This window comes from Maritimimonas sp. 2205BS37-2 (assembly GCF_056591755.1).
In genome coordinates this window covers 1,389,388-1,412,377 of sequence record NZ_JBWQOI010000001.1, presented here as the reverse complement: position 1 = coordinate 1,412,377, position 22,990 = coordinate 1,389,388, and the positions used below count along the sequence as shown (strand labels likewise).

Annotated in this window: 24 protein-coding genes; 13 read left to right on the top strand and 11 right to left on the bottom strand. The window is 32.7% G+C overall.

The annotated features are described in order from the left end of the window. Positions 1–332 precede the first annotated feature (332 nt). Positions 333–884 carry a UbiA prenyltransferase family protein gene (locus AC1EUU_RS06710; protein ID WP_480200617.1) on the top strand — a complete coding sequence of 184 codons (552 nt, stop codon included), beginning with the start codon at positions 333–335 and terminating at the stop codon, positions 882–884. Positions 885–932: 48 nt separating this feature from the next. On the opposite strand, the gene AC1EUU_RS06705 is transcribed toward AC1EUU_RS06710, so the two are convergent. The 3 genes from AC1EUU_RS06705 to AC1EUU_RS06695 form a co-directional block, all read right to left on the bottom strand. Then, the gene (locus tag AC1EUU_RS06705; RefSeq protein ID WP_480200616.1) at positions 933–1,706 is read right to left on the bottom strand and encodes a zinc ribbon domain-containing protein; all 774 of its coding nucleotides are present in this window, start codon (positions 1,704–1,706) and stop codon (positions 933–935) included. A 2-nt stretch (positions 1,707–1,708) separates the two neighbouring features. After that, entirely contained in the window at positions 1,709–2,824 is a 1,116-nt protein-coding gene (locus AC1EUU_RS06700; RefSeq protein ID WP_480200615.1) for a Nif3-like dinuclear metal center hexameric protein, read from the bottom strand. Positions 2,825–3,003: 179 nt separating this feature from the next. Next, complete coding sequence (locus AC1EUU_RS06695) at positions 3,004–4,524, bottom strand: carboxypeptidase-like regulatory domain-containing protein (protein WP_480200614.1); 1,521 nt, start codon at positions 4,522–4,524, stop codon at positions 3,004–3,006. Between the two features lie 202 nt (positions 4,525–4,726). Here AC1EUU_RS06695 and AC1EUU_RS06690 point away from each other — a divergent pair, with 202 nt between their 5' ends. Then, positions 4,727–5,536 carry a M23 family metallopeptidase gene (locus AC1EUU_RS06690; protein ID WP_480200613.1) on the top strand — a complete coding sequence of 270 codons (810 nt, stop codon included), beginning with the start codon at positions 4,727–4,729 and terminating at the stop codon, positions 5,534–5,536. 1 nt (position 5,537) lies between these two features. On the opposite strand, the gene AC1EUU_RS06685 is transcribed toward AC1EUU_RS06690, so the two are convergent. From AC1EUU_RS06685 to ruvX, 5 genes are all read right to left on the bottom strand, one after another. Continuing rightward, positions 5,538–6,605 carry an isoaspartyl peptidase/L-asparaginase family protein gene (locus AC1EUU_RS06685; RefSeq protein ID WP_480200612.1) on the bottom strand — a complete coding sequence of 356 codons (1,068 nt, stop codon included), beginning with the start codon at positions 6,603–6,605 and terminating at the stop codon, positions 5,538–5,540. Between the two features lie 33 nt (positions 6,606–6,638). Next, a complete protein-coding gene (mazG, locus tag AC1EUU_RS06680) occupies positions 6,639–7,418 on the bottom strand; it encodes a nucleoside triphosphate pyrophosphohydrolase (RefSeq protein ID WP_480200611.1) in 780 nt (259 codons plus the stop codon). Position 7,419: 1 nt separating this feature from the next. Then, positions 7,420–7,839, bottom strand: coding sequence for a DUF5606 family protein (locus tag AC1EUU_RS06675; protein ID WP_480200610.1), 420 nt, complete (start codon positions 7,837–7,839; stop codon positions 7,420–7,422). Positions 7,840–7,845: 6 nt separating this feature from the next. Further along, on the bottom strand, positions 7,846–8,424 hold the full coding sequence (gene def / locus AC1EUU_RS06670) for a peptide deformylase (protein ID WP_480200609.1): 579 nt from the start codon (positions 8,422–8,424) through the stop codon (positions 7,846–7,848). A gap of 128 nt (positions 8,425–8,552) precedes the next feature. Then, a complete protein-coding gene (ruvX, locus tag AC1EUU_RS06665) occupies positions 8,553–8,966 on the bottom strand; it encodes a Holliday junction resolvase RuvX (RefSeq protein ID WP_480200608.1) in 414 nt (137 codons plus the stop codon). A 98-nt stretch (positions 8,967–9,064) separates the two neighbouring features. On the opposite strand from ruvX, the gene AC1EUU_RS06660 reads away from it, so the two are divergent. Continuing rightward, complete coding sequence (locus AC1EUU_RS06660; RefSeq protein ID WP_480200607.1) at positions 9,065–9,880, top strand: 2,3,4,5-tetrahydropyridine-2,6-dicarboxylate N-succinyltransferase; 816 nt, start codon at positions 9,065–9,067, stop codon at positions 9,878–9,880. A gap of 9 nt (positions 9,881–9,889) precedes the next feature. Further along, positions 9,890–11,764, top strand: a complete 1,875-nt coding sequence (locus AC1EUU_RS06655; protein ID WP_480200606.1) for a glycosyltransferase — start codon at positions 9,890–9,892, stop codon at positions 11,762–11,764. Here the strand turns inward: AC1EUU_RS06655 and AC1EUU_RS06650 are convergent. Next, a complete protein-coding gene (locus AC1EUU_RS06650; protein ID WP_480200605.1) occupies positions 11,751–12,518 on the bottom strand; it encodes a lipopolysaccharide kinase InaA family protein in 768 nt (255 codons plus the stop codon). The genes AC1EUU_RS06655 and AC1EUU_RS06650 overlap by 14 nt on opposite strands. Before the next feature lie 89 nt (positions 12,519–12,607). On the opposite strand from AC1EUU_RS06650, the gene AC1EUU_RS06645 reads away from it, so the two are divergent. The 9 genes from AC1EUU_RS06645 to AC1EUU_RS06605 all read left to right on the top strand — a co-directional run bounded on the left by AC1EUU_RS06645 (position 12,608) and on the right by AC1EUU_RS06605 (position 22,151). After that, a complete protein-coding gene (locus AC1EUU_RS06645; protein WP_480200604.1) occupies positions 12,608–13,537 on the top strand; it encodes a glycosyltransferase family 2 protein in 930 nt (309 codons plus the stop codon). Beyond that, positions 13,537–14,652, top strand: a complete 1,116-nt coding sequence (locus AC1EUU_RS06640; RefSeq protein ID WP_480200603.1) for a glycosyltransferase family 4 protein — start codon at positions 13,537–13,539, stop codon at positions 14,650–14,652. Before AC1EUU_RS06645 ends, AC1EUU_RS06640 begins: the two co-directional genes overlap by 1 nt. Continuing rightward, positions 14,652–15,299 carry a class I SAM-dependent methyltransferase gene (locus tag AC1EUU_RS06635; protein WP_480200602.1) on the top strand — a complete coding sequence of 216 codons (648 nt, stop codon included), beginning with the start codon at positions 14,652–14,654 and terminating at the stop codon, positions 15,297–15,299. The genes AC1EUU_RS06640 and AC1EUU_RS06635 overlap by 1 nt, the downstream gene beginning before the upstream one ends. A 2-nt stretch (positions 15,300–15,301) precedes the next feature. Continuing rightward, positions 15,302–15,862: an L-threonylcarbamoyladenylate synthase gene (locus AC1EUU_RS06630; RefSeq protein ID WP_480200601.1), complete on the top strand. Its 561-nt coding sequence runs from the start codon at positions 15,302–15,304 to the stop codon at positions 15,860–15,862. A gap of 49 nt (positions 15,863–15,911) precedes the next feature. Then, positions 15,912–17,324, top strand: a complete 1,413-nt coding sequence (locus AC1EUU_RS06625) for a CCA tRNA nucleotidyltransferase (RefSeq protein WP_480200600.1) — start codon at positions 15,912–15,914, stop codon at positions 17,322–17,324. 13 nt (positions 17,325–17,337) lie between these two features. Continuing rightward, positions 17,338–18,411 (top strand): transporter substrate-binding domain-containing protein, encoded by a 1,074-nt coding sequence (locus AC1EUU_RS06620; RefSeq protein ID WP_480200599.1) that lies wholly within the window; start codon positions 17,338–17,340, stop codon positions 18,409–18,411. 96 nt (positions 18,412–18,507) lie between these two features. Then, positions 18,508–19,755 (top strand): ABC transporter permease, encoded by a 1,248-nt coding sequence (locus AC1EUU_RS06615; protein ID WP_480200598.1) that lies wholly within the window; start codon positions 18,508–18,510, stop codon positions 19,753–19,755. A gap of 2 nt (positions 19,756–19,757) precedes the next feature. After that, positions 19,758–21,017, top strand: coding sequence for an ABC transporter permease (locus AC1EUU_RS06610; protein ID WP_480200597.1), 1,260 nt, complete (start codon positions 19,758–19,760; stop codon positions 21,015–21,017). Between the two features lie 24 nt (positions 21,018–21,041). Further along, positions 21,042–22,151 carry an efflux RND transporter periplasmic adaptor subunit gene (locus AC1EUU_RS06605; RefSeq protein WP_480200596.1) on the top strand — a complete coding sequence of 370 codons (1,110 nt, stop codon included), beginning with the start codon at positions 21,042–21,044 and terminating at the stop codon, positions 22,149–22,151. A gap of 35 nt (positions 22,152–22,186) precedes the next feature. Here the strand turns inward: AC1EUU_RS06605 and AC1EUU_RS06600 are convergent, their stop codons facing one another. Beyond that, positions 22,187–22,627 (bottom strand): SRPBCC family protein, encoded by a 441-nt coding sequence (locus AC1EUU_RS06600; protein WP_480200595.1) that lies wholly within the window; start codon positions 22,625–22,627, stop codon positions 22,187–22,189. 12 nt (positions 22,628–22,639) lie between these two features. Beyond that, entirely contained in the window at positions 22,640–22,969 is a 330-nt protein-coding gene (locus AC1EUU_RS06595; RefSeq protein ID WP_480200594.1) for an ArsR/SmtB family transcription factor, read from the bottom strand. Between the last annotated feature and the right edge of the window lie 21 nt (positions 22,970–22,990).

The window sequence follows — 22,990 nt, the reverse complement described above, 5'->3', positions numbered from 1 at the left end:
ACAAAAACTGTTGATTTGCTAATGCCATAATTGATTATTTTTTAACCATTTCTTTTCACTATTTTTGTGCAATGCAGCTTCTTAAACGTTGGTTTGATTTCTATATTTTTAGTAATATTCATGTAGCATTGGCTACATTTTGTCTTACGAAAATAACCTTACTTTTTTTTAATATTCATCTTAATGAACTTCCTTTATTTGTTTTTTTTGCAACACTGTTGTCCTATAACTTTATTCGTCTTTATAGGAAGTCAGAAATTAAATCATGGCTTAATCAGTGGATTCAAATTAATCAGCGATATTTAATAGTTATTTCAGTAATTTCTCTTGGGATGCTAGTGTACTTAGTATTTCAATTACACATTAACACTTTAATAGCTTTGATACCTTTGGGTTTACTGACCGTGTTTTATAGTATACCAATTATAGGAAAGAGTTCATTACGTAATTTACCAGGAATTAAACTATTCTTAATTGCTTTTTGCTGGGCCGCCGTTACCGTTTTATTACCCGTAATTAATTATGAGTTTATTTTCTCTAAGGAAGTAGTAATTATTTTTGTACAACGAGTATTTTTTGTTGCTGCTATAACAATTCCATTTGATATTAGAGATGTTATTTATGATAATGAATCTCTTAAAACCCTACCAAAAGTTTTAGGAGTCGCTAAAGCCAAACGTTTGGGGATATTATTTTTGATGATTTTTCTAGGGCTTAATTTTTTGAAAGAAAGTCCTTCCGAAATGCTTAGAGTCGAATTTGCGATTGCTTTTTTTGCATTAATGCTCTTGGTAAGAGCTACATCAAAACAGCATAAATATTTTAGTGCATTCTACGTTGAGGCTTTACCTATTATTTGGTTGCTTCTAATTTTGATATACTAAAAAAGCCTTTCAATTACGAAAGGCTTTTATTTTGAGTTGTTGCTATTCTTATGAGAATAACTCTTCCATTTTTTGCTTTTCTTCTTCAGCTAATTGTGCATCAACCAAAATTCTACCACTATGTTCGTCCGTAGTGATTTTTTTACGATTGGCTATCTCCATTTGCTTTTGTGGTGGGATAGTAAAGAAAGATCCAGCCGAAGCTCCTCTTTTAATCGGAACTACTGCCAATCCGTTTTTTACCTTAGCGCGAATTCGTTTATATGCACTTAATAATCGCTGATCAATTAGCTTACTGAATTCTTCTGATTTTTGAGCAAGTAATTTTTCTTCTTTTTGAGTTTCTGCCATTATAGCATCTAACTCATCTTTTTTATGTTTTAAGTGATCTTGACGTTCTTTTAGCTTTTCTTTTGCTGCCTTAATCACTTCTTGTTTTTGCTCAATTTTTGCCGAAAACTCTTTAATGTGCTTTTCTGCTAATTGAACTTCAAGTTCTTGATATTCAATCTCTTTGCTTAAAGAGTCGAACTCGCGATTGTTACGAACGTTTTTTTGTTGCGTCGTGTACTTTTTAACTAAAGCGTTAGACTCTTCAATATTTTGTTTACGATTTTTAATACTAGTTTCTAAATTTTCAATGTCGTTATTAAAATTAGTTAACCTTGTATTTAATCCTTCTATTTCATCTTCTAGGTCTTCCACTTCTAAAGGTAATTCACCTCTAGTGTTTTTTATCTCATCAATTCTTGAGTCTATTAATTGCAGATCGTATAAAGCTCTTAATTTGTCTTCAACAGTTACTTCAGTCTTTTTTGCCATATTTATGAGTAATTGATAGGATTTGTATTGATTTCTGATAAAATGACCCTACTCGGTGGTAAGGCGGGTGCAAAATTAAGGAATTTTTTTGTAAGAAAGTCAGCCAAAAGGTTTTTTGTGAATTGTTCACTTTCATAGTGACCAATATCAGCTAAAACTAATTGACCTTCAGCTTTATAAAACTCATGATATTTAAAATCGGAAGAAACGTAAACGTCTGCATTAGAATGCTTTGCGGCATTAATGGCAAAAGCACCTGAACCGCCTAAAACGGCCACTTTTTTAATAGATTTATTCAATAATTGAGAGTGTCTAATACCTTTTAAATGAAAGGTTTCTTTCAATAGCTTAAAGAATTCCTCTTCAGAAAGCGCATTTTCAAGCTCGCCAATCATACCCATTCCAACATATTGATGTGTATTATCGGTAGTAATTATTTCATAGGCAACCTCTTCATACGGATGGCACGCGTAGAGCGCTTTTAGTATTTTACTCTCTATATGTTTTTCGAAAACTACACTTATCATAACCTCTTCTTCGCTGTGCAATTTTTCTTGTTCACCTAATGTGGGATTAGAATTTTCATTTCCTCTAAAAGTTCCTACTCCATCTAGATTAAAAGAGCAAGAATCATAATTACCTATTGACCCCGCACCAGCATCAAATAAAGACGCTCTTAATTGTTCTGCATCTTTTTTAGGGACATAGGTTGTTAGTTTTTTTATGAGTCCTTTTTTGGGGATTAATATCTTAGTCTTTTGCAGACTTAGCATCTCAGCCATTTTAGCCGAAACACCCTGAATGGAGTTATCTAAAGCGGTGTGCATGGCATAAATTGCAATATCATTTTTAATTGCCTTTAACACCACTCGTTCCACATAAGTAGAACCATTTATTTTCTTTAATCCAGAAAAGATAATGGGATGAAAACTTACTATTAAGTTGCATTTCTTTGCTATAGCTTCATCAACAACACTTTCTAATGTGTCTAGTGTTATTAAAACACCAGTTACTTTTGTTTGATAATTGCCAATTAGCAAGCCTACATTATCAAAATCTTCTGCATATTTCAAAGGTGCTATTTCTTCTATAGCTTTTGTAACATCGTTTACAGTCATGCTTTTATTTGAGTTTGCAGCTAATTTACTGGTTTTTAGTGATAGTTTTTTCCGATACAACTAATTTTAAAAAACGAACTATTTTTATATATAAACCAATGTTTGATTTATGTTGTTTTTAAACAGATTTAAAAGAAATAGACGCTATTGTAAACGAAGTAAAATTAAGCTTTTATCCATTAATTTTGACTTTTTTGTAATGGTGTATTCACCCAATACTCTTTTTTGTTGTCTGTATTATTAACAATAGATTCAGATAAATTAGCTGTTTTTCTTACATAGTGCTTATCATCTGAAAGCGGCTTATTTTGAAGAACCTCTTGCACAAAAAATTCTCTAAGTTGATTTACTCTAATAACAGAAGATTTATCTAGTTTTCTGTTTGCATAATCAACGATGTTTTTTACTGAATACTTAAAATCTGATAAATCAACAGACTCCATATCTATAGAACTCATAGAATTACCTGCCAATGTAACTTCTATTATTTTTGGCTTTTTAAGTCTTATATTGTCAATGGTAAGCTTGGTGTCTTTATATTTAAACTTGAAATTTCTTTGATTTTTTAAGGAGCTTGAAGCTACTACATTATTAAATTTGAGATTGAATACTTTTAAATCTTTATCAAAGGTAATCTCATTAAGTTTAAAGTCATTTTTACTTTTTACTTCAAACTCATTGTTGAATGAAATGTAGTTTAAGTACATACGCCCTCCTTTAGGTAAGTACTCAACTTTTACAGAATAAAGCGGACTTTTTTTGTTTTTTGTGAATACCTCATAATCGAGTTTATGAATTGCAAAATTATTTTTGGATATATATATAGTACCATTTGCCTTATATTCTCTACGCCTAACATATTTAGTGGTACTAAAACCAACTTCATATAAGGCAATATCTCCTAAGAAAAGTATCTTTTTCAATTTAAACGTATGGTTACGTAGAAAATCCTGATTAAAAATACCTACGAAAGAAAAGCTCTCTTTGTTATAGTTTCGAATTGGATCATGTGTGTTCAAAATGGTAAGCTCGTTTCCACCGTGTGCCGAAAGCGTTGCATTTTTAATATATTTCGATTCGCTATAAGAAGCTTCTAATTTCGGGTCTCTAATAAAATCAGTATTTTTTTTATAATTAAAGAGAATACTCTGGTTTAAAGAATTCATAACCTTATCTGTTAAAAACCCAGCATCATAAACTTGAATAATAGCCTCATTTAGATTGACATAATTATCTTTTAATAACTGATAGTCTCTATAATAACCTATATATGAAAAGGGATTTTTGGGAAAGTTAAGATCTATATTTTGAATTGCTTGACTAACAATTGCCTGCGCCGAGAGTTCTTCACTTTTAGTCTTCTTTTTTGAAACCAAAACAACTTCGTCTAAGGTTTCTACTTTAGGGGATAGAGTGATAATGTTTACTTCATTATCCTTTAATATATTTGCAAGTACTTCTTTGTTTTTATAACCTATTGATGATATTATTAAGGTGTCTTTTTGCTCTTTGTATTTATAAGGCAACCTAAAATTTCCATTCTCGTCGGCTATAACACCAATACTTTTATTTTTTAACTTGATTGTAGCGAAGACAACAGGTTCACTAGAATTTTCATCTACCACTTTAGAAATAATTTCTTGTGCATGTAAGAAATTACTTAAAACGAAAAGCAATGAGATAGAAAGAACGGTTTTCATTTGGTTGTTGATTTAAATTAGCAAAATTTGCTTAAAATCCCACAAAAAACATACCATGTTTTGGATAAAAAAATGTGCTATTTTATCTAAAGTTAATAAAAAAGAAATGTTATATATTAACCAAACCATACTAATTATTAAGCTAATTTTTTGAACTTTGAAACAAATGGAGATATTTTAACTCTTTTACATAAACTATAAAATGAATAAATATTTTTTCCTATTTTCTATTTTGATTTATAGTTACGCAAGTGCTCAAAATCTTGAATCAAAAAAAATCATTGGTAACGATTCTGTTTATATATCGTTAAAGAATCCTTTTTTAGCTCCAGTTGAACTTAAATTCACGTTAAAGGACAATTTTAAAAATAAACTTAAGATTAAGAAACATATACTTTTTAAACCTAAAGAAGTAATTAATAATGTTTTTGTTGCGCCATTAACAATAATTAAAGACACCACAAGTATTGATATAAATGAATATGTTTCAGTAGACGGTACATTAGGTGATTCTAAAAAGGCAAAGCATAACGATAAGTATTTATATACTTTACCTTTTTCAAAAGGGAGGTCATATAAGATTGTGCAAAGTTTTGGGGGCAAATTTTCTCATTACAAGAGGCACTCTAAGTATGCAATAGATTTTAATTTACAAATTGGAGATACCATCACTGCTGCCAGAGAGGGTTTAGTGGTAATGGTAAGGGAAGATTCTAAAGAGTATGGAAGAACTTATGAGTATGCTGACAAAGGAAATAAAATAGTTATTATGCACAACGATGGTACTTTTGCCAACTATGTACATTTAGATTTTAATGGCGCTATTGTTGAAATAGGAGATGTAGTTAGTGCAGGTGAACCCATTGGAATTTCAGGTTTAACCGGATTTACAACACTGCCTCATTTACATCTTGTGGTGTTGGAACCTGGCAATATTTCTGTTCCTATTTACTTTAAAGGTATTGGAAGAAAAAAATTAAAACCCGGTAAAAAATATAGGAGAAACAGATAAATTAATCTTCGTAAAATTTCACCACATTGTCTCCATTCGATTTTTTATAACCTCGGTACATTCCAGCTGTATTGAAAGACCAGGCAACATTACCATCTTTATCTAATCCTATTAAACCACCATCACCCCCAAGGTCACCAATTTGTTGAATGACATTGTCTAAGGCTTGTTGTAAAGACAGTTTTTTATATTGCATTAAGTTAGAAATTTCATGTGTAGCCAATGTCCGAATAAAATACTCCCCAGTACCAGTTCCTGAGGCGCCGCAAGTTTTATTGTTTGCATACGTTCCTGCTCCTATGATTGGAGTGTCTCCAACTCTTCCATATTTCTTATTCGTTAAACCTCCGGTTGATGTGGCGGTTGCAATGTTACCTTCTTTATCTAATGCCACGGCACCAACGGTACCATATTTATGATCATCGATCAACTCTTTAGTATTCATTGCAGAATGATCTAATAATACCTTGTCTTTTTCCTGGGCTTTAAGTAATTGATTATATCTTTTTTCGGTATGAAAATAGATGTCATCAACGATTTCTAATCCATGTAGCTTAGCAAAGTCTTCAGCTCCTTTACCGGCCATCATCACATGCCGGGTGCTATCCATCACTATACGTGCTGCGTTAATCGGATTTTTAATTTGTTTTACTCCAGCAACGGCACCAGTATTTAAGGTTTTACCATCCATAATAGAAGCATCCAATTCGTTTTTACCAGCGCTATTAAATACAGCCCCTTTGCCCGCATTGAACAGAGGTGAATTTTCCATAATATTTACTGTCTTTTGTACTGCATCTAATGCAGAACCACCTTCTTCCAGAATTTTAAAACCAGTATCTAACGCTTCTTGAAGCTTATCGCGATACGCAATTTCTTGTTCAGATGTCATGTGTTCTTTTTTGATGGTGCCTGCACCACCATGAATCACAATGGCAAAGCCTTTTTCTAGAGGACTTTTATTTACTTCGGAAGTATTTTCAGCGGAATGAGCTTCTGACGGTTCTTTTTTACAAGAAATAAATACGAAGAGCGAAATTATTGCTAAAAGGAAAAAGTTACGTTTCATAACGAATAGGTTTATTCGTTAAAAATACAAAGATTATTTGAACAATTTCTTCGAAGCCTCCCAATGTACATCCATTTCTGCTAAGGTCATATCAGAAAGTTGTTTTCCTTCTTTTTTGGCTGCTGCTTCTAAAAACTGAAAACGCTTAATGAACTTCTTATTAGTTCGTTCTAAGGCATTTTCTGGATTTACCTCAATAAAACGAGCATAATTGATCATTGAAAACAAGACATCACCAAATTCTTTTTCAATATTTTCTTGTGCACCAGTTTTGATAGCTTCGTTTAGCTCGAACAGCTCTTCTTTAACCTTATCAAATACTTGATGTGGCTCTTCCCAATCAAAGCCTACACCTGCTACTTTATCTTGAATACGATTTGCTTTTACCAAGGCTGGTAAACTCTTGGGCACACCTTCTAAAACTGACTTTTTTCCTTCTTTTAGTTTTAGTTTTTCCCAGTTCTGCTTAACCTCCTCTTCATCTTTTACATCTATGTTGCCATAAATGTGCGGATGACGATCAATCAATTTCTTTGAAATGGAGTTGGCAACATCGGCGATGTCAAAATCATTGGTCTCCGAACCAATTTTAGCATAAAAAACAATATGACATAAGAGATCACCTAATTCTTTCTTTACTTCTTCTAAATCATTATCAAGAATGGCATCTCCTAATTCATAGGTTTCTTCTATTGTTAAGTGACGTAAAGAATGAATGGTTTGCTTTTGGTCCCATGGACATTTTTCACGGAGCTCATCCATGATGTCTAAAAGCTTTTCGAAAGCGTCAAGTTGTTCTTTACGAGAGTTCAAGCTATTCTTCTTCTTGTGATATTTCTTCTTCAGCTAATGAAGCAAAGTCAAAATTGGCAGCAACCAGTATGTTATACCACTGTACAATTTTCTTTACGTTAGATGCATAAACGCGCTCGTCATCATAATTTGGTAATACTTCACCTAAAAATGATAATAGTTTATCATTACTTTCTTTATGACTGATGGTCTCTTTACCATTTTCTTTATCTGCTATCGTTGAAAAAATTTCACGCAATGGTACTTCTTCTTCGTATGTATATATAGCAATATCATTTAATACACTTACATTTTGAATGGCATTAACCGGGAAGCGTTTATTATCTGCTAATGAGCGTACAATAATCCCGCCTTTAGTTTGAGAAAGAATTTCAAATAATCCTGGCTTTCCAGAAATAGCTACAATTTTATCTATTGTCATTTTTTATTATTTTTTTGGGAATCGCATTCTGTATTCAACATCTACTTTTCCTTTGCTAATATTTTCTAATTTCTTTTTAATCAGTCGTTTTTTCAATGAAGATAGCTTATCTGTAAACAGTTTTCCTTCAATATGATCATATTCATGCTGTATAACTCGAGCCGCCAATCCTCCTACTGTTTCGGTATGTTTTTTAAAATTTTCATCAAGGTACTCTATGGTCACAAGTTCTTTACGAAACACATCTTCATTTATGTTAGGAATGCTCAAACATCCTTCTCCAAAAACCCATTCATTACCTTCTTCACTCAAGATTTTTGCATTAATGAATACTTTTTTGAAATTTTTTAAAAACTCTTGTTCTTCTAAATCAAGCTCATCATCATCTGCAAATGGAGAGGTGTCAACTAAAAACAAACGAATGGCTTTACCAATTTGAGGAGCTGCTAAGCCTACACCACGAGCGTTTTTCATGGTATCTTGCATATTCTCAATAAGTTCTTTAAGCTTTGGGTAGTCTTTATCTATTTCAACACCTACTTTTCGGAGTACAGGGTCGCCATAGGCAACAATGGGTAACACCATATTTTTTGATTTATTGAGGGGCAAAAGTACAAATAATATAACTCAAAATTCAAATAACGAAATTCAAAATGTTCTAATATAAAAAGTATGTTTAGCGATTAAGTTTAGCCATCTATTTATTTAATATATTATTTTTTACTGTAGAGGTATGATTGTAAGATTATAGTAGCACTAATTTCATCTACTAATGACTTGTTTCTACGTTGCTTCTTTTTAAGTCCGCTATCGATCATTGTTTGAAAGGCCAATTTGGAAGTAAAACGCTCATCGATTCGCTTAATAGGTATTTTAGGAAATAAATGCTCTAATTTTTCCATAAAGGGTTTAATCAGCGCTTCGCTTTCAGAAGCCGTGTTGTCTAGTTTTTTGGGTTCACCAATAATGACCAATTCTACATTTTCAGTAGTAAAATAATCAGTTAAAAAAGAGATAATAGTATCTGTACTTACCGTTGTTAAACCTGATGCAATGATCTGTAATTCATCGGTAACGGCAATACCTGTTCTCTTTTTACCATAATCAATGGCTAATATTCTACCCATATTATAATTTTTAACAAAAATAGCTTTTCTGTATTTACCTAACTAAAGTTGTGCCAATAATAAGTAAGCTTTTATATTTGCGTAAATTATTTTAGACCATGACTACATTACAACAGACTATAGAGGCCGCTTGGGAACACCGAGATTTATTAAAAGAAGAATCAACTCAAAATGCAATACGTGAGGTTATTAACCTAATAGATAAAGGAGCACTACGTGTTGCAGAACCTAATAACGATGGTTGGCAAGTAAATGAGTGGGTTAAAAAAGCAGTGGTATTGTATTTTCCGATTCAAAAAATGGAAGTTTTGGAGGCCGGAATTTTTGAATACCATGATAAAATTCCACTTAAAAGAGGGTATCAAGAAAAAGGAATTCGTGTGGTGCCTCATGCGGTGGCACGCCATGGTGCTTATATTTCCAAAGGAACTATTTTAATGCCTAGTTATGTAAATATTGGTGCATATGTTGACGAAGGAACTATGGTAGATACTTGGGCAACAGTTGGATCATGTGCTCAGATTGGTAAAAATGTACATTTATCTGGTGGTGTTGGAATTGGTGGTGTATTAGAACCATTACAGGCCGCTCCGGTAATCATTGAAGACGGATGTTTCATCGGTTCTCGTTGCATTGTTGTTGAGGGTGTTCGTGTTGAAAAAGAAGCAGTGCTTGGAGCGAATGTAGTTTTAACAATGAGCACAAAAATTATTGATGTTACTGGTGACGAACCGGTTGAAATGAAGGGTAGGGTACCGGCAAGATCTGTGGTGATTCCAGGGAGTTATACCAAGACATTTGCGGCTGGTGAATATCAAGTACCTTGTGCATTAATTATCGGCAAACGTAAAGAAAGCACAGACAAAAAGACTTCATTGAATGATGCTTTGAGAGAACACGATGTAGCCGTTTAAAATTATTATTTGAGAAAAATTCTAATCATACAACAAAAAATGATTGGCGATGTGCTGGTCTGTTCTATTCTTTGTAATAACCTTAAAAAAGCATTGCCAAATGTAGAGATTCATTATATGGTTTATGAATCTACGCTTCCGGTTTTAAAAGGAAATCCGAATATAGATAAATTAATACTTTTCACTGAAAAAGAACGTAAAAGCAAACGCGCATTATTTCATTTTTTAATGAAAGTTAGGCGAGAGCATTACGATGTGCTTATAGATTCTTACTCTAAACTGGAGAGTTGGTTAACAACGCTTTTCTCTGGAGCAAAAAGACGAATCTCTTATAAGAAACCTGGCAGGAATTTTTTATACACCGATTTAATCAATGCACATGATGTTTCTATTTCAAATCTAGGATTAATTATCGAACGAAGGCTCTCCTTACTTGATCCACTAAATTTAGATATAGATATTGATCCTGTTCCTAAGTTATATGTCGATGAAAGCGAAAAAGTTGAGGTTAGAAAACTATTAAATGAACATGGCGTTGATCGAAACAAAAAGACTATCATGATGTCAATAATTGGTAGTTCAGATATAAAAACGTATCCGTTTAGTTATATGGCTGAGCTCATCGATGTTATTGTAGATAGAACCAATGCTAATGTACTATTTAATTATATCCCTAATCAGTTAAGAGAAGCGCAAGAGATTTTTAATAAATGTAAGCCGAATACTCAAAAGAATATCTTTTTTGATTTACTTGGTAAAAACTTAAGAGAATATATCGCTTTAATGAATGAATGTGATATGATTATTGGAAATGATGGAGGCGCAATTAATATGGCTAAGGCATTGAATAAGCCATCTTTTATTGTTTTTTCACCATGGATAGAACAACAAATGTGGGCCACTTTTGAGGATGGAAAGTTTCATAAATCAGTTCATCTTAAACAATATAAACCAGAATTGTTTAAAGATAAAACCGAAAAAGAGCTAAAGAAGAATTCAATTAATTTATATCAATATTTTAAACCAGAATTTATTTATAATGAATTAGGATTGTTTCTTGATTTTAATTTAAAGAATGGTTCAGATTTAAATATAGACGCGCTTGTTGAATCAAAGAGCGATCAAAATAGAAAACCTTTTTCGGCAATTATAATAACTAAGAATGAAGCCAAAAATATTCCTTCTTTAATCAAGAATTTAGAATTTGCTGATGAGGTTATTATCGTTGATTCACTGAGCGATGATAACACTGTAGATATAGTTAAGAACTATCCAAATGTTAAGTTTATTCAACGCGAATTTCTAAATTATTCGAATCAAAGAAATTTTGCTATTAGCAAAGCTAGGCATGACTGGGTATTGTTTGTAGATGCCGATGAAAGAATACCTAAATCACTGCAAAGCGAAATATATCAAGCGCTATCTTCATTAAATAAAGCGGTGGCTTATGAAATGTTTAGACAATTCTATTTTAAAGACAAACCACTAAAATATGGTAGTTTTCAGACGGATAAGGTGACACGCTTATTTCATAAGAATCATGCATCTTATAATGTAGATAAATTTGTACACGAAACATTAAGTGTTCAGGGAATTAAATCAGTTTTAAAGAGTAAGATCTTGCACTTTTCATTCAAAGATGAAGATAGTTATAAGAAGAAATTAGCTGATTATGCGAAACTTAGAGCGCAAGAACTAGCGCAAAAGAACCTTAAGCCGAACTTTTTTCACCTAGCAATAAAACCCTTATACCGTTTCTTTTATCAATATTTAATTAGAAGAGGCTTTTTAGATGGAAAGTCGGGGTATATAATGGCAAAACTTAATGCTTTTGGTGTGAAGCAACGTTTTATAGAGTTAAAGAAAATGACTAATCAACGGTAATAGGCTTACCTAGCAGCCTTTTTTTCCAGCGCTTTTTTCTAAAGAAACGAAATTGAAAAGCTTCAGTTTCTCCCCACATTTTATTAAACACTTTTTCGTAAGGTTCATTGATGAGTTTAGCATACTCATCACTCATTATGGCTACCATTTCTTTTTTAGGAGTTAAACGAGAAAAATTAGTAACACGTGCATCGAAATCTAGATTAAAAAATTTCATTCGGTTTAGGTCAACCAAATAAAAGTCATAATTATCTCCATTTTTCTTAATAAGTGTATTTCCAGGAGAATGATCTTTAAAGTAAATGCCTTTTTCATGCATTTTATATGTGAATCGGGTGAATTGCCTTAAAATTTTTTCATGCTCAGGATAATTGGGGTCAGCAACCAAGGTTCTGTACATGATATCATAATCAATATGCTCACTGAAATAATAGCTGTTTCTTATTCCGTAAGGGGAAAAAAACTCATAGTAGGCAATCGGCTGAGGTGTTTCAATTCCATTTTCAAGAAGAATATTGGCATAGGTATATGATCTTTTGGCTTTTGATTTTCTAAAAAATTTATAAGCAACTTGATTAATGATGTTGGGTATTTTAAATGATTTTACATTAACCTTAAAACCCTCAACATCTATTGAACGCATTTTGTTTCGCTTTTCATAATCAAAAGTAACTCCTGGCTTATCAAAATTCTCTATAATAGAATCAAATTGAGGTGCTAAATGCTTGAAATTGTGATGAATTACACGATTCATAGATAGTTGTTAAATCATTGCAAATGTAGTAATCTAATTTTAGAATATGTTTTATACTTTTGTGGTCTCTCAAAACAAAAATCTCCAAGATGTTTGACTTTGCTGTTATCTTAGTAAATTATAATTCTTCTAATTTCACAACCGATGCGATCAAGTCATTAATTGAGAAAACATCTAGCAAGGTTAAATATCAAATAATTGTAGTTGATAATGCTTCTGAGATAGAAGATTTTAAGAAGCTAGAAAATAATATCAAAGAAATTGATTTTGAACATTTAATAGCATTTAGAAGTAAAATTAATACCGGTTTTGGTGGAGGAAATATGCTCGGTGTTCAGTTTGCTAATGCTAAATATTATGCATTCGTAAATAATGATACCTTATTAAAAAATGATTGCTTAAGTATTGTTCTAGATTTCTTTAACGACAACCCTAATGTTGGTATTTGTGCACCTCAAAGCTTTAATGAAAATGATGAAGTGTTAAAGTCATTTGATCATTTTTTGACTTTTAAGAGAGAGCTATTTGGTAGAAAGCTTTTAGAAAGGCTTAACCCTAAAAGATACCCTAAAAGAGATAAAATTTATAGCAAACCGATTAAGGTTGAATGTGTACCCGGTTCGTTTTTAGTGGCTGAAGCTGATGCATTCAATACGGTTGGTGGGTTTGATACAAATATTTTTTTGTACTATGAAGAAACTGATTTAGCCTATAGGGTTAGTAAATATGCAGAAAGGACCCAATGCTACTTGGTTCCAGAGGCTCAATACATTCACTTTCAGGGGAAAAGCACAAAAAAGAACATATTAATTAAGCAAGAATTGAAAATATCTCTTTTGTATGTTTTAAAGAAAAATTCCTCGTATGTAGGTGGTTTATTACTTCAATTATTTATGATTATTAAATACACGTTTAAAGGAATGCTTAAGCCTGCTTATTTTCAATTGGTTATCGCTTTATTGCAAGGTCTTCCGTTATATAAAAGCCTTAAATTGAAACAAAAAATTGCTACTGAATAATGATAAATATTTTACATGTTTCCGCAGTTAAAGAATGGGGAGGAGGAGAAAACCATATTGAAAACTTATATAATGAGTTAAGTGCTAATTATAAAGGAGAAGTTAAACAATATATCTTATGCGTTAAAGGTAGTCAGTTCTACAATAGACTAAAAGCGGGTGGTTATAATTATATTGCTGCTCCGTTAGCAATAAAAATGGACTTACGCTTTTCTTTAAAGCTTATTAGCTTATGTCGATCTAAGAAGATAGACATCGTGCATATGCATGATCCTACTGCTTTAACTTTAACGGTAATTGCAGATAGAATATATGGTAAACTACCACCTTTTATTTATCATAAGAAAACTTCTTTTCCAATAAAGCAAAGAAAGCAGACCTTGTATAAATATAACTATCCGAAAATTAAAAAAATGATTTGCGTTTCTGATGCTACTAAAAAAGTTGCAGAAGATAGTATTGAAGATCATTCGAAGTTAGTAAGTATTTATAATGGCATTCGTTTTGATAATAAAACAGAAAATGCCCCATTTCTATTGAGAGACAAATTTAATATTCCAAAAGATAGAGTTATTATTGGGCATATTGGTAATCACATACGTGCAAAGAATCTGTTAACATACGTTGATGTAATTAATGAAATAGTGAATAAAAAGAAGATCAGCGACTTTCATTTTATTCAAATTGGGTCTTTTACAGAGAGAACTCCTATGTATACTGAAAAAGTAAAAGAATTGAAATTAGAAGATTATGTAACTTTTACCGGTTTTTTAGATAACGCATCGGCTTTTTTATCGCAATTTGATATCTTCTTATTTACATCACAATCTGAAGGATTACCACAAGTAATAAACGAAGCGTTTTATTTTAAAATTCCGGTGGTTACCACAAACCCGGGAGGAATTCCTGAAATAATTAAAGACGGTGTAAACGGATTTATTACAGAAGTAGAAAACTATAAAGTACTTGCTAATAAATTAGTTGAAATAAGTGAAAATAAAGAATTAGCAAAACAATTTGTTGAATTATCTCACAAACAAGTAATCGAGGGTTTTTCTAGTAAAACAAACGCTAAAAAAATTCTAGAAGTATATAAATCATTAACAGAGAAATAATGGATTACGAACATAAACCCGATGGATATTATAATGACGATAGAGAAGAAATGCTATTGTATCTTCCTAAAACAGCTAAAACAGTTTTGGATGTGGGGTGTGGCAATGGTATTTTTGCAGCATCTATAAAAGATAAGAACAATAGAGAAGTTTGGGGTATTGAGTTAATGGAAGATGAAATTGCCAAGGCTAGCAAGGTACTTGATAAATCATTTGCCGGACCTATTGAAGAACATATTGATAATCTTCCAGATAATTATTTTGATGCTATTTTCTTTAATGATGTTCTTGAACATTTAGTAGATCCATATGTAGTATTAGAAAAGATGAAAAGTAAGCTCACCAATAAAGGAGTTGTAATAAGTTCGATACCAAATATTCGCTTCCATAGTGTTTTGATACCGCTAATTTTTAGTAAAAAATTTGAGTATAAAAGCTATGGAGTGATGGATAAGACGCATTTGCGTTTTTTTACTAAAAAAAGTATTAAAAAGATGTATGAAGATTTAGGATATGAAGTGGTTACTCACAAAGGAATTAATAGAAGTGGTTCATTAAGGCCAATTTTATATAATATTCCATTACTATTTTTGGCAAATGATATTCGTTATCCGCAATATGCAACTGTTGCCAGCGTAAGAAAATAGCATTGAAGAAAGAATTAAAACATACATTACAATCTTTAAATAAGGGTAAAACAATTCTCTATCCTACAGATACGGTATGGGGTGTTGGTTGTGATGCCACCAATGAAAATGCGGTAGCCGAAATATTTAAGATTAAGGAACGTGCAGAAAGTAAGAGCTTGATCATTTTGGTAAATTCTCTTAAAATGCTAAAAGATTATGTTTCAACCATTCCGAATAAGACTTTAGACATTCTTAAAAATTCCAAAAAACCTACTACGGTAATCTACCACAATCCTAAGGGGTTGGCAAAAAATGTGATTGCAAAAGATAATACTGTAGCTATTAGAATTATAGAGAATACATTTTGTGAAAACTTAATTGAAGAATTTGGCAAACCCATTGTCTCTTCATCAGCAAATATTAGCGGAGAGGCCACACCTAAAAGTTTCAAAGAAATAAACCCGAAAATTTTAGAGGCCGTTGATTATGTGGTAAATTTGCACCACGATAAAATTTCAACTAAATCATCAAGAATTCTTAGAATCTTAGAGGATGGTGAAGTAGAAGTAATACGAGCATAACAATCACTCATTTCAAGCTTGAAGATGTGATTTGATAATTGAAAATTGCATGACACATAAGGAAGCATTAAATAATCCAATATTTCAGATAATTTCTAAATCCGCCAGAGAACTAGCTGTTGAAGCGTATGTTATTGGAGGTTATGTGCGCGATTTTTTATTAGAAAGAGGAGATGCAAAAGATATTGATATTGTAGCCGTAGGAAGTGGAATTGAACTAGCCAAAAAAGTGGCACAAGCATTACCTGATAAGCCCAAGGTTCAAATATTTAAAACTTATGGTACCGCAATGTTGCGCTACAATGAAATAGAACTTGAATTTGTTGGTGCAAGAAAAGAATCTTATTCAGAAGAAAGTAGAAATCCTAATGTAGAAGTTGGCACTTTACAAGATGATCAAAATCGAAGAGATTTTACTATTAATGCTTTAGCCTTAAGCTTAAATGAATATACATATGGCGACTTACTAGACCCATTTAATGGAATTCAAGATATTGAGAATATGTGTATTCGCACACCATTAGATCCCGATATTACGTATTCTGATGACCCTTTACGCATGCTACGTGCTATTAGATTCGCTACACAACTTAATTTTAAGATTGAAGACCAATCACGTATAGCTATTACTAGAAATGCTGAACGTTTAGATATCATAACAAGAGAACGCATTGTGCAAGAACTTCATAAGATTTTATTGTCTGATAAACCATCGATTGGATTTCGATTATTAGAAGAAACAGGTTTGTTGATTCGAATTTTACCCGAACTAATAGCTTTAAAAGGAGTGGAAGAAGTTGAGGGGCAGAAACACAAAGATAACTTCTATCATACTTTGCAGGTGGTAGATAACATCTCAGAAAAAACAGAGAATCTTTGGTTGCGTTGGGCAGCGTTATTGCATGATATTGGCAAAGCTCCTACAAAGAAATTTCATAAAAAGATTGGTTGGACTTTCCATGGGCATGAATTTGTCGGATCAAAAATGGTTTATAAAATCTTTAAACGTTTACGGATGCCGTTGAATAATAAAATGAAGTACGTTCAAAAAATGGTACTGTTGAGTTCGCGACCGGTTATACTAGCTGAAGACGAGGTAACTGATTCTGCTGTGCGTCGTTTGATCTTTGATGCCGGAGATGACATAGAGGATTTAATGACTCATTGTGAGGCAGATATTACTACCAAAAACCCGAAAAAACAAAAAGAATATCTCAACAATTTTAGAAAGGTAAGAGATAAAATTAAAGAGGTTGAAGACCGCGACAGAATTCGCAATTTCCAACCGCCAATTTCTGGTGAATTGATCATGCAAACCTTTAATCTAAAACCTTGCCGTGAGATAGGCCAGATTAAAGAAGCTATAAAAAATGCTATTTTAGAAGGTGAAATAGCAAATGAGTATAATGAAGCTTATGAATTTATGCTATTAAAAGCCGAGAAATTAGGTTTGAAAAAGTAGTATATTTAACTTTATGAAATTAACCACATTTATTGCTTCTTTTTTACTCGTTTCGATTTTATCTTTTGGTCAAACATCCAATGACACCTTACTAGTTGCATACGCTCCGGCAGCTCCTTTTATTATCAAAAATAATGATAAGCTATCTGGAATAAATATTTGGCTATGGAATCGCGTATCCAACGATTTAAACCTCAACTTTAAATTTGTTGAAATGGATTTTTCGAACATGCTTAATAGTCTAAGACATGATAAGGTAGATGTTTGTATTAATCCGTTAACAATAACTAGTGAGCGCAGCAGAACAATGGAATTTACACATTCGTTTTATGCCTCTAATTCTACTATCGTAGTAACAAAAAAAGGAACTTTCAGCAAAGCGTTTGAATTTGTAAAGTCTTTTTTTAACCGCAATTTTTTAAGAGGAATTGTAATACTACTTTCTGTAATCGCAATTTTTGGTTTAGCAACATGGTTCTTTGAACATCGAAAGAATCCTACACATTTTAGACCAGGATGGAAAGGGTTTTTTGATGGTATGTGGTGGTCTGTAGTTACCATGACGACTGTTGGTTATGGTGATAAATACCCTAAAAGTAGAGGAGGTAAAATTGTAGCATTGATATGGATGTTTAGTGGATTATTGTTTGTTTCTGGTTTAACGGCGGGTGTAGCATCAAGTCTTACCGTAATGAATTTAGAAAATGAAGTAGAAGACTTTAATAATTATAAAAACAAACCCGTAGGTAGTGTAACTAGCTCAAGTTCTACAGACTTTTTAAAAGATCATTTTTTTAATCAAGTTAAAACGTATCCTACTGTTGAAGATGGTCTAGAAGATCTTAAAAATAAAAATATTCATGCGTTTTTATATGATGAACCTATATTAAAATATAGACTTAAGCAGCAAGATTCCTTTAATGATATTAAATTATTACCGGTTAAATTTGACCTTCAGCTATATGCTTTTGGCTTACCTAAAAAACATGCAGCGTTAGAACAATTAATATCTCAAAAGATTCTTGAGATAACCGAAAGTCATGAATGGCGTGTTGTTTTGAATGAATTTGGGTTAAATCAAATTTAATTTTTTAAAAAAATCTTAGTAACTGTAACAAACTTGTATTTAAGTTCGTCTATTAGCTAAACAACTCTTCAAAAATAATATTTAGTACCTTCTTATATGTTCGACATAGATCGTTGGCAAGAAATTTTTGATACCATCCGTAAGAATAAGCTTCGTACATTTCTTACAGGCCTTTCTGTGGCCTCTGGTATATTTATTCTTGTTATTTTATTGGGTTTTGGACAAGGTTTTCAAAACGGAATTAAAAAAGAATTTGAAGCCGATGCCACTAATCGCGTTTGGGTATGGACTCAAGTTACTACAAAAGAACACAATGGCTTAAACCCAGGAAGAACCATTCAATTAAAAAATGAAAATCTCGATTATTCCAATGAGGCCTTTGCTGAAGATTTAGAATTTAATTCTGGCGTATTTAGAGTTAGAGGAGTTACACTCAACTATAAGAAAGAATCTGGTTCTTATGGGATACAAGGAGTGAGTCCAGACTACCAACGAATAGAAAACATGAAAATGATTTCTGGGAGGTATTTGAATCAACTTGACATGGATGCAAACCTAAAGGTTGTGGTGATTAGTAAAAAGATAAAAAGAGAAATGATGAAAGAGGTTGAAAATCCTTTGAGCGAATATCTTCAACTATCGGGCATAAATTTTAAGATTATTGGTGTATATACCGATGAAGGGGGAGATCGAGAGGAAAATAGAATCTATATTCCTATGACAACTGCTCAGAATGTTTTTAATGGACAAAATAGATTGAATAATATGTCTTTCACATTGGCTCCTCAAGAAACATTTGACGAATCAGTTTTTGCTGCTAATCAATTTACTGAAAAGCTGAAAAAATACCTTAAAAAGACACATCAAGTATCACCAGATGATAATAGTGCAATAGGTGTATATAGTGCAGAAGAAGAAGCAAAACGATATTTTACCTTAACGAATAATATTGCTATGTTCTTTTGGTTTGTGGGTATCTGTACCATAATTGCTGGTGTAGTAGGAGTGAGTAATATTATGTTGATCATAGTTAAAGATCGTACTAGAGAGATAGGAATCCGGAAAGCATTAGGAGCCAAACCTTGGTCAATTGTTGGAATGATATTACACGAGGCAATTTTTGTAACAGCAGTTTCTGGTTTTGCAGGTTTGATATTTAGTATGGGCTTACTAGAGTTGGTAGGACCAAATGTTGAAGTAGATTACGTGTCTAATCCAACAGTAAACTTTTCAATAGCTATAACCATGGTCATTTTGTTAATAGTTGCTGGGGCAATCGCAGGTTTTTTTCCTGCATGGAGAGCAGCAAGAGTTCAACCTATAGAAGCATTAAGAGACGAATAAGTATGTTTAGTAGAGATCGCTGGAAAGAAATAATAGAAGTACTATCAAGTAATTGGTTTAGAACAGTATTGACTGCTTTTGGAGTTTTCTGGGGGATTTTCATATTGATTATACTATTAGCTGCCGGTAAGGGATTTGAAAATGGGGTGAATATGGAATTTGGCGATGTAGCTACGAATACCATGTTTATGTGGACACGTACAGCCACAAAAGCATATCAAGGGATGCCAAAAGATAGACGATTTAGCTATCGCCTTTCTGATGTAGAAGATATTAAGAGGAATGTTCCTAATTTACGATATGTTTCTCCTCGTAACCAATTAGGTGGTTTTAATGGCTCTAACAATGTAATAAGAGGTATAAAAACAGGAGCCTATGATGTTTATGGTGACTATCCAGAGATCATTAAACAAGAGCCTATGGATATAACCTCTGGTAGGTTTATTAATTATAATGATATTAATCAGAATCGAAAAGTAGCTATTATTGGCGAAGGTGTGCGAAATGAGTTATACGATAAAAACGAAGAAGTATTAGGTACCTATGTTAAGATTCAGGGTGTTAATTTTATGGTAATTGGCACCTATAAAAAGAAAAGCAGTGGCGGTGATGGAGAAGAAGATCAAAAACAGGTTTATGTGCCGTTTACAGCTTTTTCTCAAGCCTTTAATCGTGCTGATAGAGTAGGATGGATGGCGATTACAGCTGTAGATAATACACCAATAACTAATATTAAAGATAAAATATTCGATATTGTTAGAAAAAACCACAAAATTCATCCAGATGACGAACGCGCGGTAGGTCACTTTGATCTTCATCAAGAATATAGTAGAGTGCAACGATTGTTCACTGCAATTAGAGTAATCGCCTATTTTGTAGGAACGTTAGTATTGCTTTCAGGAATTATCGGAGTAAGTAATATTATGCTGATTGTAGTAAAAGAGCGAACTAAAGAGATTGGTATTAGAAGGTCTTTAGGAGCATCTCCATGGAATATCAGAAGTCAAATTTTAACAGAATCGGTGTTTTTAACCATCATTTCGGGTATGGCAGGAATCGTTTTTTCTTCGCTACTTATTTACCTGATAAATTTGGCTTTAGACAGTAGCGGACCCGTAGATATGTTTGCCAATCCGAGTGTAAATATTGGAGTTGTGTCTATTGCACTTACAATTCTTATTATCTCGGGCCTTTTAGCAGGATTCATACCCGCACAAAATGCCATTAAAATTAGACCAATAGAAGCATTAAGAACAGATTAAAAAATAAACCAGAAACGAACACAAATGAAAAAATCAGTAACCATTTTTATTTTAGTCTTTATAGTAGTTGCTTTTGCAGGAGCAATGTATTATCTATACCAAAAAAATCAGGAAGATCCGGTGGTTTATAAAACCGAAAAACCTGAGAAAAAAAGTATCGTTAAAAAGACGGTTGCAACCGGAAGTATTTTACCCTTAGAAGAAGTTTTAATTAAACCAAATATCTCAGGTGTTATTCAAGAGGTATATGTAAAGGGAGGAGATTATGTAAAACGAGGCGATTTATTAGCTAAGATTAAGGTTATACCCAATCTAAATTCTTTAAATGACGCTAAGAATAGAATCCAAACCACAAAAATAGCCTTAGACGACCAACAACGAAATTACGATCGTCAAAAAGCACTATTCGATAAAGGTGTTATTTCAAGACAAGATCTTGAACGCGCTGATGTAACCTATAAGCAAGCTCAACAAGATTACAATGCAGCAAATAGAAGCTATGATATTGTTCGTACTGGTTCTACCAGAGGATTAGGTAATGCTGCTAATACTTTAATTAGAGCCACAGTTTCGGGCATGGTGCTAGATGTTCCGGTTGAGGTAGGTAATCAGGTAATACAAGCCAATAATTTTAATGAAGGTACTACGGTGGCTTCATTGGCCGATGTAAATAAATTAATTTTTGAAGGTAAAATTGATGAATCAGATGTTGGTAAGGTAAAAGAAGGGTTGCCGTTAGAAATAACTGTTGGAGCTGTTGAAAATACGGTTTTTGATGCCGTTTTAGATTACATTGCACCTAAGGGAAAATTAGAAAATGGCGCTATTCAGTTTGAAATAAAAGGAACATTGAACAAACAAGATACCACCTTTGTTCGAGTTGGATTAAGTGCTAATGCTTCGATTATTTTAGCACGTGCAGATAGTGTAATAGCTATCAAAGAAGCATTGGTGCAATTTGATAAAGAGACCAAAGCACCTTTTGTGGAGATAAAGAATGGAGACGGATTTGATAGAAAAGATGTTAATTTAGGTGTTAGCGATGGTATACATGTTGAAATTAAAGAAGGTATCGCAGAAGGTGACGAAATAAAAGTTTGGAACGGCTTAAAAGAAGAGGACAAGAAGAGTTAACTATTCGCTCTTAAATCGGGCTTTTGTGCTGTCTACTACCAATACCGAAGTGCCTTGCCATTCTCTAGGAATGCTTTTAAGGATTCATGTATTAGATATTTCCAACCGCCAATAAAATTTTTCCTTTTAAAGTCTGGGTTTGTAAATGTTTCAAGCCCTTCATGGATGAGCTTAATTTTGGTTTTATCGCCGAGAGTTGATAGTACGAAGGTGACAAAAGAGATACCTTCGTTTCCTTCGTATTTCCATGAGTACTTTAGTTTTTTGTGAGGAATTATTTCCAAAATCTCACAGAGATGCATGTAGCGCTTGCCTTCTTCACCACCTTCGAACCGGAACTTATTACCTACCTCTAGTTTGAACCCAGAGATATCGAAATACCATTTTTCCATTAATTCTTTTTCGGTAATTGCTCGCCAAACGAGATCTATTGGGGCGTTGAACTCTTGTTCTATTATCAATGGTTTATTTTCCATTTTAATTGTGTTTTATAGTTCTGTTTTAGATTTAGTTTGCATTTCTTCCAATAACACGTCAAGCTGATTCAATTTTCTAGTCCACATCTTTCTAAAAGGTTCTAACCAATCCGCTACTTCCGTTAATTTTTGAACTTCAACGCTGCAATAACGTTCTCTTCCCTTCTTCTGTACAGATACCGCACCGCATTCTTGCAAGTACTTTATATGTAATGATACGGCCTGCCTGCTCATATCAAACTTATCAGCTAATGCATTAACATTCTGTGATTCATTTGTCAAAGACATTAATATGCCCCTTCTTGTAGGGTCTGCAATGGCATTAAATATATCTCTTCTCATAATTTTAATATTATACGCAAG